The sequence below is a fragment of the Sphingobacterium sp. PCS056 genome, assembly GCF_023273895.1.
Lineage (GTDB): Bacteria > Bacteroidota > Bacteroidia > Sphingobacteriales > Sphingobacteriaceae > Sphingobacterium.
The window spans coordinates 2,559,318-2,574,479 of sequence record NZ_CP096883.1 but is presented as its reverse complement, the minus strand read 5'-3'; the positions used below and the strand labels follow the sequence as shown (position 1 = coordinate 2,574,479).

6 protein-coding genes and 1 pseudogene are annotated in these 15,162 nt (G+C 39.7%); 2 read left to right on the top strand and 5 right to left on the bottom strand.

The window, feature by feature from the left end; genetic code table 11:
- Positions 1 to 260: 260 nt before the first annotated feature.
- Together MUB18_RS10665 and MUB18_RS10660 are read left to right on the top strand one after the other, a co-directional pair.
- A pseudogene (locus MUB18_RS10665) lies at positions 261 to 683 on the top strand (DUF4385 domain-containing protein).
- Between the two features lie 468 nt (positions 684 to 1,151).
- Positions 1,152 to 1,343: a DUF2306 domain-containing protein gene (locus MUB18_RS10660; RefSeq protein WP_248755890.1), complete on the top strand. Its 192-nt coding sequence runs from the start codon at positions 1,152 to 1,154 to the stop codon at positions 1,341 to 1,343.
- A 193-nt stretch (positions 1,344 to 1,536) separates the two neighbouring features.
- Here MUB18_RS10660 and MUB18_RS10655 read toward each other — a convergent pair whose 3' ends face one another.
- From MUB18_RS10655 to MUB18_RS10635, 5 genes are all read right to left on the bottom strand, one after another.
- Entirely contained in the window at positions 1,537 to 4,035 is a 2,499-nt protein-coding gene (locus MUB18_RS10655; protein WP_248755889.1) for a sugar-binding domain-containing protein, read from the bottom strand.
- Between the two features lie 26 nt (positions 4,036 to 4,061).
- A complete protein-coding gene (locus tag MUB18_RS10650; protein ID WP_248755888.1) occupies positions 4,062 to 5,963 on the bottom strand; it encodes a family 43 glycosylhydrolase in 1,902 nt (633 codons plus the stop codon).
- Positions 5,964 to 6,072: 109 nt separating this feature from the next.
- A complete protein-coding gene (locus tag MUB18_RS10645; protein WP_094772328.1) occupies positions 6,073 to 7,788 on the bottom strand; it encodes a RagB/SusD family nutrient uptake outer membrane protein in 1,716 nt (571 codons plus the stop codon).
- A 12-nt stretch (positions 7,789 to 7,800) separates the two neighbouring features.
- On the bottom strand, positions 7,801 to 10,890 hold the full coding sequence (locus MUB18_RS10640) for a SusC/RagA family TonB-linked outer membrane protein (protein WP_248755887.1): 3,090 nt from the start codon (positions 10,888 to 10,890) through the stop codon (positions 7,801 to 7,803).
- A 246-nt stretch (positions 10,891 to 11,136) separates the two neighbouring features.
- Positions 11,137 to 15,162 (bottom strand): hybrid sensor histidine kinase/response regulator transcription factor, encoded by a 4,026-nt coding sequence (locus MUB18_RS10635; RefSeq protein WP_248755886.1) that lies wholly within the window; start codon positions 15,160 to 15,162, stop codon positions 11,137 to 11,139.

Sequence of the window (15,162 nt, the reverse complement as noted above, 5' to 3'; positions counted from 1 at the left end):
TCACAATCCGCTAGGTCAAGGGGCACGATACTTTGCGGTAATAGCAAGCAGATGCGTGTGCTCATCATATTTCTTGCTGTCTTGCAATCAAAACGATAAAGTTGTTGAATAATAAATGGAAACAGCAATTTGGATCATCATGTTTTTATCAAAAAATCGATAAAACGAATTGCAAATCTGTTTGTTTGTTCATTGCGATGAGCAATTACAAACCAAGCTATTTAAATTTCAGATCTGCAGATTATGTATGAAAGCCAGACATTAATTATCGGTTACACCCAGAAAAATATCAAGTTGGAAAAGCGGAACTGGGCGTATTGATCTGTGAACCCTACAAAACGAAGATCGGAAAGTTTTGGCGATTTAAAAACTCAGAAATTGCCATGGAAAGTTCAAATAAGATTTTTGCAATGTTTATTAATTATCTAGAACATGGTGATTTTGTGGGTGCAGATATGGCAAGGAAACATCTGCAGATGGGTTTTACTAGGGCTAGAAGGTATTTTAATTATAAAGGCGGTAAAAAATATGATAAAGAAAAGAACTAACAGCAACTGGCACGCGGAACCGGAGATCCTGAGAAAAAAATGGCCGCTGATATATTTTATAAAAAATGGAAAGAGGCAGAAGCCAATCAGAAGTATACCAATCTAAAGGTCAATTGGACAAGACAGTTTGGATAGGCTAAATACAAAATAAGAGTATCTCAAAATTTTGAATTGCTGATGTATCTGAAAAAATATATAATATGCTATGATTGTATTTTGGTTGATTATATAATAATCAAACTTGGCACAAAAAATGTAGTATAACAAATTCATAAATTAGGTTAATAATTGGTTAGATTAAAAACGCTTGAATTTCTCAGATTCAAGCGTTTTTTTGTTATGTAATTATTTAACTTGTCTTAACACTCCTTGGTTAAAAAGCACCTACTATCCTTTTCCGTATTTTTAGGACTATAGGTTCGAGCCCATTGCCACCACTAACACAGAAGAAATGAAGAAGTTCATAAATACAAAGATAAAATAGACGCAAAGGTATAGATAGATATAGGTAAACTACTTTTATATAAATTTTTTATCTCTTACTTCGTTTTTCTATTAAATTTATGGACATAGCTATCCATTAAGGGGAATGTAGAAAAGAAGATGATTTATAGCTATGCTCTTTGTTTTTCTGCCGTTACTTTACGGATTTGGCTACTAATACTTATAACTTTTTTCCAAAACTTTATAATTGCTTATATGATTGTTTCATGGTTATGTTGGGTTCCAAATTTATTGGTAGCATATTTTATAACTGCCCGATTTGCTAAATCCATTCATTCGCGGAATGTTTAATCTTCCTCCTTTTTAAAATTAATGCTATTTGAAGCTGTACAACCGTTAATGCAAATCTTTCAGAAACAGTGACTCTGCCTATCTATTTCATAACTCTGGATCTAATAGCAAAGCAAAAAATATGAAACAGGCAAAAACAGATCAATACAGCAGAAGAGGATCCATATACTGATCCTCTTCTGCTGCATACATCTTAGTTAATGGTGTATTGTACACGTGCTGATTTTAACCAAGGTGCGGTAAATCTTACGTCAATCTGATCTCCTGATTTTCCGGATGCTTGAATGTAGACAATCATTTTGCCATGATAAACTCGTTGTTTATTATCGGTATAATCTCCCATGTCAGCATTGTTTCCTGCTTCCATACCCAATAGTTTTCCATTTCCAACGATATCACATGTGATCTCATCTTCAGAAAGCACCACCGGGATACCCTGCTCATCAACAATCTGTAAAGCAATTTGAATAACGCCATCATGGTGTACCTTAGGATCTCCAACTCGGGTGGATTGGATAGCTGCTGGACGCTGACTTGACTGGATAGCATGTCGCACGATTTCTTTGTGATCTTGATCTAATCCAACAACTTCGAGCCTTCCTGCTGCATAAGGGATATCCCAAAAGATAATTCCCGATCGATCATCATAGGTCTTTTCTTGGCCTACAAGTTGTCCATTTAATTCCAGTCGTGCATGTGCACTATTGGTATAGCAGACTACTCTTATCTGTTGTCCTTCTTGATAATTCCAAATTGGCCAAGCATCCATCGAAGGTGCTTCATTTTTGCGTTTTCCTTCTTCTGCCTCTAAAGCGGACCAGACATCTGTCGCTCCTGCGCGACCGCTCAATGGATATGTTCCTAGATAAGCGGTGGGTGTATCTGACCATAAAGCTTTACGAAAGTAACCGCGAGGCTTGATAAATCCGGCAAAATCCAACAGACCTGAATAAAACCCGCGTGAAGGCCACCTTCCTGACTCTCCTAAATAATCTATGCCTGTCCATAAAAACTGTCCAAATATATACTCTTGGTCGCGCACAGCCTGCCATGCTGCCATATCATGCCTATTTTCACTACCGAAAATAATACGTTTTGGATAGCGCTGGTGATCTTCCTGATATTTGCTTTCGGTGTAATTGTACCCTGCAATATCAAGTGCTGTTGGATAGGCTGTTTCATTAGACATCGCGACTCCTGCCAAGCCCGCTGTAACCGGTCTACTGCTGTCAAATTTTTTGACGACTGCTACCAGTTTTTTAGCGATATCACCTAAGCGCATGGCGTCTGGAGCATCTTTTTTATATCCTCCATAAGAGGCCTGGGTAAAGCCGCCCTCCGTTTTCTCTCCTCCAAGAATGGGATGTGAATAGGGATCGTTGGGATAATCGACTTCATTGCCTATACTCCAGGCAAAGATCGAAAGGTGATTTCGATCTCGTTTGACCATATCGGCCAGATCTCTTTCTCCCCACTCTTCAAAAAAATCGTAGGTTCCCTGAAAACCGGGTGTGCCAAAATTCCAACCTTGCAACCATTTTCTTTTAGGAAATTCCCATTCGTCAAATGCTTCATTCATGACGAGTAAACCCAGTTCGTCACATAAGGTATAAAGGGAAGTGGCCTGCGGATTATGACTGGTCCGAATGGCGTTGACACCAAGTGATTTTAAGGTGAGCAATCGTTGTCTCCACACCTCTGGATATACTTCTGCGCCTAAGACTCCGGCATCATGATGAATACAGACTCCTTTTACTTTCATCCACTCTCCATTTAATGCGAAACCTTTGTTGGGATCGAATGTGAAGGTACGGAAACCGGTCTTGACTTCGGACTGGTCGATCAACTGACCGTTTTGCCAGATCGTGGTCTTCAACGTGTACTGCACCGGATTGGCCAAGCTCCATAGTTGTGGATTTGCAACAGAAAGCTGTTGCTGAATGGTGGCTCTATCAGATGCAGCTAATGTTAGCTTATGCGATTTCTGTGCTACGATTTTGCTATTGAGATCGATCAACTCTTGTTTTATAAGAATGGGACTACTCGTATTTTGACTGTTGACCACGGTGACTTCGCTATGTAAGCTACCTTTTCCTGATTTCAACTCCGGATAGGCGTATACACCCCACTGATCGATATGGATGGGATTGGATTTTACGATCCAGACATCACGGTAAATACCTGATCCGGTATACCAGCGCGAATCTGCACTTTGGCTATGGTCTACGCGGACTGAAACTGTATTGGCTTTTCCAAACTCGATATAGGGTGTAATGTCGTACGAAAATGAAATGTATCCATTTGGTCGTTTGCCGATTGATTTTCCGTTTATGAAAACTTCACTTCTGTTGTAAACGCCTTCAAAGTAAAGAAAGATTTTTTTACCTTGATCTTCCACCGGTACTGATAATTGTTTTTGATACCAGCCAATACCTCCTGGCAAATAGCCTGTTGCACTTGCTAAGCTTGGGCTCAATGGATATTTGACGCTCCAATCATGCGGCAACTGGACCTTGCTCCAAGCACGATCATGTTGGTCTTTTGAAAGCTGTCCGTCGGTATCTCCCAGGTGAAATCGCCACTCTGTATTGATACGTTGTGCGACACCAAATCCTGGCTGGCCATACCCTAAACTGCATCCTATACTTAAGGAAGCCAGTAAAAGGGTGATATTTTTGAATGATTTTATCATGGTACTTTTTTATGCTAAGTAATGTACTAATGTGTGGGAATAACTGGTATAACGGCGCCCTGTGCATCAAAATATAAACGATCCATACACACTTCACGGTTATAGCCTGCAGCATCGCCCATATTGATACCATCAGGGTAGTTAAACCGATGATAGAGGATATACCATTCGTCAGTTCCGGGTATCTGTAATACCGAATTATGCCCTGTACCGTAAATACCCTGAGCTGCATCTTTTTGTAATATCAAATTATGTTGTGGAATCGTTATGGGACCATCAGGTGAATTGGATGTTCCATAACGTACACGGTAATTTTCGCTACGGGTATCTTCCTCCGACCACATAAAGTAATAAAGACCATGACGATAAAATACATATATGCCTTCGCGAAAGGTTTTATCAGGTGTAAGTACCTTGACGGTATTTTTCTTAATGGAGATCATATCTTTATTAAGTTCTGCTACGGCAAGATATCCATTTCCCCAGTACAGATAACTTTTGCCCGACTTGGGGTCATTAAATACTGCTGGATCTATCTCTTGCCCTCCTGTTATTCCTGCGGGTTTGAAATCAATCAGAGGTTTGCCTGAATCTTTGAATGGTCCTGTCGGAAGATCGGATACTGCAACTCCTATTTTTTGCGCAGCAGTGAAGTAATAGTAATACTTGTAGTCTCCCTTGATCTTTTTTTCGGTAATGGTAGGTGCCCATGCATGACGGGGTCCCCAAGGCACATCTTTTTTTAGATCTAAAATGACGCCCTCATCCTTCCAGCTTTTGAGGTCTGAAGATGAAAAAGTTTTGAAATAATGACCGCCCCAACCATCAAAGCCATCGCTAGTGGGATAGATATAATATGCGTTGGTTTTATTGGAATATAACACATCAGGGTCAGCATAAAAACCATCTAATATGGGATTTTTCTTAAATGTTAGATTTATTCCTTTTGGTGTCCCCCACTTTGCCGTCAGATTTAATAGTTCTTGTCTTGAAACGGGTATGATGGATCCATGTCTCGGATGGAAATCCATATCGATCTCATGGTCTATAACTTTAAAACGATCAAGGTCTTCGGATACACAAAACTGATATTTGCCTACTCCATATACATCATACATTAAGATGTACTGATCGGAATGATTTAATTTAAAAACGCTCGATCCTTCTACCGCATCTTTGGTCTGCTGTTTGTAACCGGGCTGTTCTATCCACTTTCCTGAAGTCAGGGAATCTGTTATTGCTAGTTTAATGCCATTGCCATGGCCTTCGGTTTTATAAAAGAGATAGAATAGTCCATTTTTCAATATTATATCTCCATCGATACATGATTTGCCATTTTTGGGAAGATAAAGTACTTTTGGTTCTGCTTCGAAATCTGTAAATTCCTTATTTGCATACGCATAGTAGATAATATCAGCTCCTGCACCATGCTGCATAGACCAATAAACCATATATTTTCCAACTGCCGGATCGAATATGGTCTGTGGTGCCCATACTCTTTTGAGATCTTCTTGACCTTTAAAGCGCTCTTGTATGTCAATGCGCGAATGGCTCCAGTTTGTCAGGTCCTGGGATGTTAAGAGGATCATCCCCCTATTGGAATCCCAACCAGTAGATGAGGTCATATCGGTAATGACCATGTAAAAAGTTTTACCATCCTCTCCACGAAGGATATGTGGATCGCGCACTCCACCTGTTTTGCTGATTTTCTTTGAATCTAGGACTGGCTGATTGTTGTTTAATGCCCGATAAGTATAACCGTCGGTACTGATAGCAAAACATACTGCTTCGTCTTCTACCGCATTTCCTTTGAAATACGCAAATAAATAACCAGCAAAATCTTTGTCTGCAGGACCGTACTTATATCCTTGTGCAAAGACACTTGCTGCAATGTTGATCAATAAGAATGTTATAATTGTAAACCGCATGTATATGATCTGTTTTTCTTTATAAAATAAAATTTAACGAGATAGGTATGCATGCCTGAAATGTATCATTTCTCAAACATGCATACCTATCTACCTTCAACTAACTGGACTAATAGGATGGATTTTGTTCCAACTGCCCATTTGAAGATAATATTTCGGAACGTGGTATCGGAAGCCAATAATGTTTTTCCTCAAATGAACGTCCGGAGATGGCTTCTTTGCGTTTATAGACAAAGCCATTTGCATCTTTTGTGATCGTCACACCGTATGCTGGAACATTTTCAGTGACCATCGCAATTTTCCATCGTCTGACATCATAGAAGCGATGTTCTTCAAATGCTAATTCTACACGGCGTTCATAGCGTACATGCTTTCTAAATTCGTCTTTTGATGTTCCGCCGGTTATCGCCGGCATTTCAACTGATGGTCTAGCACGCACTTGATTTAATGCCTGTCTTGCAGTCAGCGTACCTCCAGCTGGAAGAACATCTGGTCCATAGGCTTCATTTGCTGCTTCTGCATAATTCAATAAAATCTCGGCATACCTGAAATAATTCCAAGGCTGGAATCCTGCATTTCCCCAAGGATTTTGCAATGGATATGCGTCATTCATAAATTTACGCAGGTAATATCCTGTTTTTGATGTGTTCCAGTTGTCATTACCCTCTTGACTGTCTTGACCTTTTGGTGTAAAAGTTTCAACAGCGCGTCCTCTGTAAATGGATCCATTGTATAAAATGGTCGCATCAAAACGAGGATCACGATCGACATAAGGATTGTTTGGATTGTAGCCGGAAGCGGTGTTTACTGTACCATCTTCGTTGAATGGAACTTGTCCATTTTTCATGGCATACGCATCGACTAAATTTTGAAATGGTGTGTTGCCTCCCCAACCGCCATAACCATTGGGGCCATTGGCGATTTCTAAATGCACATGGTTGGCATTTTTGGTATAATAGCGTGCAAAAATAGTTTCGGGGTTACGATCTGTTAAAAATAATTCTCGATAACCACCTGTAAACAGGCTATATTTATTGAGCGAAATCAAATCCTGCGCTGCTTTTGCGGCGTCTGCCCATGTTCCTGCATTATAAAGTGGACTTGCTGCGTACAGTAGTAATCTGGACTTTAATGCCATCGCTGCTCCTTTGGTCGCTCGACCAGCTACCCAAGTCGCTTGATGATTGTCTGCTGGCAATTTTTCAATTGCTTCATTTAATTCTTTAATGACATAATCCATGCTTTCTTGGATCGATTTTCTTTCAAACAGACTTGCTTTGGTTAGATCATCATTTAAACCATATACGGTATCTCCCATCAAGACAACACGTCCAAAATTGCGAATCAAATCATGGTATCTGAAGGCGCGTATAAATTGAAGTTCACCTTCGAGATGACGTTTATGTGTTGCGCTCATGGTGATATTGGCCAACACTTTTTTGGCATAATTGCATTCTCTGATACTGCGGTAGCTACGTGCCCAAATTGATCCTGTAGCACCCGTATTTTCAGGGGATAGCTGTCCACGTAGCACAACCCAAGTTGCGTCATCATTGGTGTACATCGATTCGTCTGTGACGGATGACCATAATGAATATTCAAATCCACGTCCAAAACCTGGATTTGTGCCGTCTGCTTCATTGGATATAATTTTCTCCCCCAGATACCTATTCATGATAAAAGCTTCGAGGACTGCAGTATCGCTTTCGATGGCATCTGTGGAGATTCGATCTGTAGCGGTCACTTCCAGCAGATTTTTATTACAGGCGGACAAAATAATAGCTCCTAAGCCTAATAATGCGATATATTTATGTAATGATTTCATTGTTAAACCTCCTTAGAATTTTAAATTTGCACCAAAATTAATTATGCGCTGTTGCGGATAAAACTGACCGCTTCCACTGTTTCCTTCGGGATCGTAATCTTTTACTTTTGTAAAGGTCAATAGATTAAATCCGTTGACATAAAAGCGTAGACCTCCCAATTTTAATCTTGATAATACGTCACTTGATAGTGAATATCCGATCTCAACATTCTTCAATCGTAAAAAAGAGGCATCATTTAACCAAAAGGTATTATTGTACTGTCCGCCACTGACAGCCGAAGATGCTCGGTCAGATACTTTTGGATATGTTCCTTGCGGATTGCCGATGGCATGAAAACGATTGTCTGCCCATGTGCTGTAAAAATTTCCTACGGTACCGGACTCGGGAAGTACATATTGGCTGACCTTGGCTTGACCTGCAAATAAAATGGAAGCATCGAAATTTTTATAGGCCGCATTTAGATTGAACCCATAAGTGATCTGTGGAATGTTACCATATTTTGTACGGTACATATCATCTGCACTGATCTTACCGTCATTATTGAAATCTTCGTAGATCAAATCTCCGACCTGAGCACCTTTTGCTTGAGGTGATCCAGCAAGATCTTCTGTTGATCTGTTGAGTCCTATTGCATTGTAGAGCAAATATGTCCCTAGTGGTCTCCCTGTTTGACGTTGATAGTCAAGGGTACCGCTGGCTTCATCGATGAATATAATTTTGCTTTTTGCGTAAGTAATATTACCTGATGCACCCCAGCTAAAGTCTCCTGATTTTTGATAAGTCAAGGTTCCTTCAACACCTGAACTGTTTACCTTACCGATATTTTCCGAAGGTACAAGAGGTGTGGAACTACTTTCTTTATATGGATTGACGATACCTGATATTGCTGGAATCGATGCATTTCTTTCTGTTAAGATATCTGATCTTTTTTGTTGAAAATAAATCGCTTCAATAGTAAAGTTTTTTAAGAACTGTGCATTCAAACCGATGTCCAGTTTTTTAGAGACTTCCCAAGTGATGGCTGGATTTGCTAATTTTGCCAGTTTCACATTGGGCTCGATTTGACTTTTATCGTCCAGCAGTGCAACAAAGCCATTTCCTACTAAGGTATAGTTATCATAGTATTGAAATCCTTTTACATTGTCATTTCCTAATGTACCATAAGAAGCTCTGATCTTGAGATCATCAAAGAAACCTATTTGATCAGCAAACCAGTCTTCTTTACTTACACGCCAACCTGCTGAGACGGATGGGAAATATCCCCATTTTTTTCCTTCTGGAAATATGGATGATCCATCTGCCCGAAGCTGTCCTTCAAATAAATACTTTTCGCTAAAGTTGTAGGCGACACGGCTAATGATACTTCTACGGGTATAATTGGTACTATAACCCGAATTTAGGTAATCTGTAGCAGCAGATCCTCCTTGTGACAGTTCTGGCAATTTGGTCGACAGATAATTGAAACGCTGCGCATCAAAGTATTCTAAATGCCCTTTACTTTGCTCATACCCAACAAACGCACTGATTGAATGTGCTCCAAATTTTCGTTCAAAATTCAATTTAATGTTGTTGGTAATCAACGATTCATTTGTGTGGGACTCAGTCAAGGTCGCTTTATTGTTATTTCCTCCTACAATGGATTCTTTATACTTATCTTCTGATTGAATGTAATCATATAAAACATAAGGTACACTGAAGTTTTTGCTAAAATTCATCGATTTATCTACGGAGAGGAAACCGTCTACAGATAGACCTTCTACCCAAGGTAATTTATAACTTGCTCGTAAGATCCCATTGAACACTTGCTTTGGATTATCTACTGTACCGCCTTTGTCTGTTGCGATTACGGCTGGATTTGTTCCTTCAATACCTCTTGATGGTAATCCATTGGGGTAAAATGCATTTACTGTAGGATATGCACGATAGATGGATCTAAAAATATCTCCAGCCGATGCCGTTGGAAATTTTCTACTTTCCTGTCTTCCGGCGAGGGATAAACCAACTTTTAAACGTTCTGTAACATCTGCTTCTAGATTGGAACGGAAGTTATACTGCTTATATTTTGTCACTCCTTCTTTGAACAGACCATCTTGATATACTGATCCTAGAGACATGAAATAACGAACGTCTTCTTTGCCTCCTGAAACCGATAGATTATGTTGACTTTGAAGGGCGGTATTTTTCAATGTGACATCTGCCCAATTTGTATTGGGATACAAGAGTGGATTGGAACCATCTTTAAACCATTTGATCTGATCTTCGGAATAAATTTGATTCATGCCTCCTGCTTCATTGGTGCCTTGAGCTATCTCATTTCTCAATAGGGCATAAGTGGCCGCATCTGCCATCTTTGGCAATCGGGTTGGAGAACTTAAGCCCAAATTTCCACTATAGGATATGGATGGTTTACCGCTTTTTCCTTTTTTTGTTGTGACTAGAATAACCCCATTGGCGGCACGGTTACCATAGATTGCTGCTGAAGCATCTTTGAGTACGGAGATACTCTCAATATCATTTGGATCTAACCGTTCTAACCCTCCTACTTGCCCGGGTACTCCATCTACGACAACTAGGACATCATTATTTCCTGTTGTTGCTTGTCCACGTACTGTAATTGAAGATCCGTCATATCCGGGTTCACCGCTACGGTTGTTGATGACCACTCCTGAAAAGCGTCCTGCTAGGGAATTAGATAAATTGGGTTGGGGACTTTTAACAAGATCTTTACCTTTCACTTCGGAAATAGATCCGGTTAACGTCGCTTTGCGCTGTGTTCCGTAACCGACAACAACGACATCTTCTAAGACATGGTCATCATTGTCCAGTTGAATCTTGAGATTTGTCGTACCATCTAATGGTATTCTCTGCGTTTTGTACCCAATATAAGATACGACGAGAACACCTTTATTGGCATTCAGTTCAAATTTACCCGACTTGTCTGTGGTGGTTCCATTCGTTCCGCCTTCAACAATAACACTCGCTCCTAGAATAGGCTCATTTGATTTGTTTGTAACCTGCCCCGTAATCTTTCCTTGAGCATATACCAAAGCTGGCGCAACGCTCAACATGGCATAAACAGAAACAATTTTTAGGTTGTTCATAAATAGTTATACTAATTAAACAGTAAATAAATGAATCTAGTCAGCAAATACATCAGGATGGTTAATCATAATTTATATGGGTTATATAAATTGCATCGCTGCGGCTCTTAACTAGATTTATAATTGAATTATAAGGTCAAACTTAGCCCATTTTGAGCAGTCTGACCATATATAAATCCGTCAATTAACATATGTTTTTCGGTCAAAATATACGTTTTTAGAACATCTGAGACAGATTTTCTAATTTTAAGCTTTTTTGCTATTGATAGTTGATTTTTGGTATTCGGAAGGGAGCTTTCCAAATTCTTCTTTGAAGCATTGCCGGAAATAAATGGCACTATTGATGCCTACCATAAAAGAGACCTCAGTGACATTGTAACGTCCGGAAAGGAGCAATTCGGCGGCTTTATGAATTCGTATCTTACGCACAAGCTGATTGATATTTTTACCTGTTATCCCTTTGAGTTTTCGATACAAGGTGGATTGACTCATGTTCATTCTCTCTGCTAATGTAGTGGCATCAAGCACCTCATCTTGCATATGCTGCTCCACGATCTTTGCAAAGTCTTGCACAAAAATATTTTCCCGCCAAAGATCTTCTTTGGGCATCGCTTGTTCTGAAGGCTGGCTTTCGAACGTATCGGCTTTTATCTTTTGTAAAATAGTTGCATACATATTCTTCTGCTTACGTAATAAATTGTCTATACGTTTAAACAGTAATGTTCGTCCGATCGGTTTGGTCAGGTAGGAATCTATTCCTAAGTCATAGCCGCGCTGTCGATCTAAATCGGTGTCTTTAGCGGTCAACAGAATTAAGGGGATATGACTCGTGACCCGATCTTCTTTTAATTTTTCAGCCAATTGAAAGCCATCCATATCGGGCATCATAATATCGCTTATGAGCAAATCTGGAACTTGCTCTTTTGCGATTTTAAATCCGCTCAGGCCGTTTTCTGCTCGTAAGACTTCATAATGTGTCTGTAGGATATCACCTAGATAATCCCGTAGATCAGGGTCATCTTCGACCAATAGAAGTAGCGGACGTACGCTTTCTATTTCACCATTTTCCTGATCCCAGTTGGCAGTTGTTGGCTCTTCTTCTTTTTCGACAATAACATGGTTTGCTAAAAATCGTACTGTAAAGGTCGTGCCTACGCCTTCCGTGCTGTCTACATTAATTTTGCCCTGATGAATCACAATCAATTCTTTGACCATAGCCAAACCGATACCAGTACCTTGCACTCCAGGTCTTGATACCTGATAAAACTTATCAAAGATTGAATCGATATTTTTTGCTGAAATTCCACATCCTGTATCGGAGACTGTCAATACTGCCCAGTTGACTAATTGATTTTTTTCATAATGAAGACTGACTTCAATATTTCCCTTTTCACTATACTTATAGGCATTTGACAATAAGTTCTCTACAATAAGCTGAACAATCTCGGCGTCAAATAAAGTTCGGATATCGGGATCTGGCAATCTGGAGATCACTTGGAGATCTTTTTTACTGTTCAACAGTTTATACTTCTCGACGAGTTCATGGAGCATCTCTGCCAAATACCCTTCTCCGAGTACTAACGGTTTATATTGAGATTCTATTTTTCTAAATTCTAAAAGCTGATTTACTAAAGTAAAAAGCCTGTTGGCACTTTTCTGAACAGCAAGTACTAATCCTTTATTTTTTGCTGAAAGCTGCTTTTCATCGGCTAGATCATCAAGCGGTCCTAAAATTAATGTTAAAGGGGTACGCAGTTCATGGGTGATATGGGTATAAAAGTTGATCCGCTCGGTATATAGTTTTTGATCCTGTTCGTGTTGCCTCTCCTTGAGCTTAAGCTCGGACTCTGCTTTCAGCTTTTTATTGTAAAAGAAAATCAAGACATACAGTATACTTGCGAGAATGCCGAAATACAAGATCTTAGCCGGTAAACTCAAATAAATTGGCGGTGCAATCTTAACCAACAAACGCTGATAATCATTGGACCACTGGCCATTTCTCATGCGAGTACGAATGATCAGCTCATGCTCGCCATAAGGAATATTACGAAAATCCAAATTAGTCTCATTTCCTAAAAAAATCCAATCATTGTTCAGGCCTTGCAACTGATAACTAAATTCAACCAATCCATGCAAAGCAAAATCCATTACGGCCAGTTCTACTCGGAAACTATTTTCTTCGTGGCTTAAATTGATCTCTTGCTGCTGAGAGGGATATTTATCTACTGTAGTATTGGATTCACCTGACCTAAAGACAATAAATCGACTTATGCGAACTGGCGATGTCGGAAGGCTCAATGGAATATCTTTGGGATCAAAATAAGAAATGCCTTCTTGCATCCCGAAATATAAATGTCCATTGTGATCTTGACCGACACTTCCATTGATAAAACCTCCGAGAGGCAAACCAAACGCCTGATCATACTGTAGAAACTGTTTTTCTAATGGTAAATAACGCATCAAACCCGACTTAGTCGAACACCATATATTTCCATGTTGGTCTTCTGCTATTGCATTGATAAATAACCAAGCATCTGCTCCTGGTGGAGTAAGTATATCCAGTTTTCCGATTTCCTTTTGTGCATGCTGAAAAACAATCCCGCTATTTGTTGCGACCCAAATATTATGATGCTTGTCACGCAATAAATCGTTAACCGTATTGCTTCGGAGCCCAGTATGGTTTGTTATATTTTGAAGTAATTTTCGATTGGAATCAAAGATATACAGTCCCTGTCCGTATGTGCCTACCCACATGTTTCCACGGTCGTCTTCTACCAGGGCGCGAGGTGCATAATCTCCCATCATGGGTTTATTGATGAGTAATTTCTCTACGGTACTACGATGGGGGTTGTAAATAAAGATGCCTTGCAGGGCTGCAATCCAGATGTGTCCGTGATGATCTTCTAAAATCGCACGAACATCGGTTGCTTGTTCCCCCAAGTCAATCTCATGCCAAGTATTTGTATTTGGCCGTTGGACAGCCACACCGCCCCTGCGCATACCTATCCAAATATTTTGATTATGATCTTTGAATGAGGTCAATATATAATCATCTGGATCGCCATTTTTCTGTCCAATATGGCTTAATAGTTTTCCCTTTTTGTCCATCTGAACTAGTCCTGTCCCTTCTGTAGAAAGAAACATCGTTTGTTCATTCCTTTCTACAATACTGCTGACTGTTGCGATAGGAGTGGATGTTGATGGATCTGGAAAAACATAGAAGAATGGAGCTAGATGGCTCACAAAACCTAACCCGCCACCATACAAGCCTAGCCAGATATTGCCAAAGCGATCGGAAGAAATATGCTGTATCATGACATTATTTCCTTTGCCTACATCAAATAGCTGAAGGTGCTTCATACCCGCTACTTGCTTGTCAACTCGGTATGTGGGCTGCACAATAAAAAGCTGAGAAGATTCGCCTCCGATCCAAATCTCATCTCCAATTTCTTTAATGGTATAAATGAATGGCTCTCTTCCATTTTTCGCTAATTTGGCTAACGGAATATGCTGTATATGACCTGTTAAAGGATGATAAATGGACAGTCCTTTTCTTGTTCCAATCCATATATTATCATATCGATCACAATACAGTATTTTGACTTCATTGTCAGCCAATTGATTCGCTGTGTTTTGACTTGTCAGATGCTTAAGTACACCAGTTGTGGGGTCTAAGATAGAGAGCCCTTTATTGACATGACCGATATAAAGTGTATTTTTTTTATCTTCTACGAGTGACCAGATGCTATTTTCAGGAAGCTTAGGGAAATTTTTTCTATTATAGCGTCTAAATTCTTTTTTAATGGGATCAAAATGCTGTAGACCTTGATGATAGGTCGCTATCCATAAATTACCATTTTTACTTTTGATAATGTCTGTTATATCATTTGTAGCAATAGATTTTGGATCGGCCGGATCATGCAAATAATAGGAAAATTTGTTGGTATGGAGGTCCAATACGTTTAAACCATTGGATCGTGTACCGATATATATTTTTTGATCGTCGTATAAGAGCGTATTGATCTCGTTACTGTTGATTGAACGGCCATCTTGGTTATCTGAAGTATAATACGATTTGAAAGCCTTACCCGCAAACCGATTTAAGCCCAATTCTGTTGCTACCCATAAATAGCCATCCTCATCGTGGACGACATCTAAAACTTGTTGATTGGTCAGTCCATCTTGAAGGGAGAAAAAACGGACATGATTGGGCTGCCCAAGAGCTAGGCTAAATTGCCACAATGAAAAAATGACAATCAACAAATTCTTCAT

Excerpts from the sequence above, each read along its gene's own strand:
- MUB18_RS10660 (WP_248755890.1), top strand. The coding sequence starts at position 1,152 with ATGATTTATAGCTATGCTCTTTGTTTTTCTGCCGTTACTTTACGGATT.
- MUB18_RS10655 (WP_248755889.1), bottom strand. The coding sequence starts at position 4,035 with ATGATAAAATCATTCAAAAATATCACCCTTTTACTGGCTTCCTTAAGT.
- MUB18_RS10650 (WP_248755888.1), bottom strand. The coding sequence starts at position 5,963 with ATGCGGTTTACAATTATAACATTCTTATTGATCAACATTGCAGCAAGT.
- MUB18_RS10645 (WP_094772328.1), bottom strand. The coding sequence starts at position 7,788 with ATGAAATCATTACATAAATATATCGCATTATTAGGCTTAGGAGCTATT.
- MUB18_RS10640 (WP_248755887.1), bottom strand. The coding sequence starts at position 10,890 with ATGAACAACCTAAAAATTGTTTCTGTTTATGCCATGTTGAGCGTTGCG.
- MUB18_RS10635 (WP_248755886.1), bottom strand. The coding sequence starts at position 15,162 with ATGAAGAATTTGTTGATTGTCATTTTTTCATTGTGGCAATTTAGCCTA.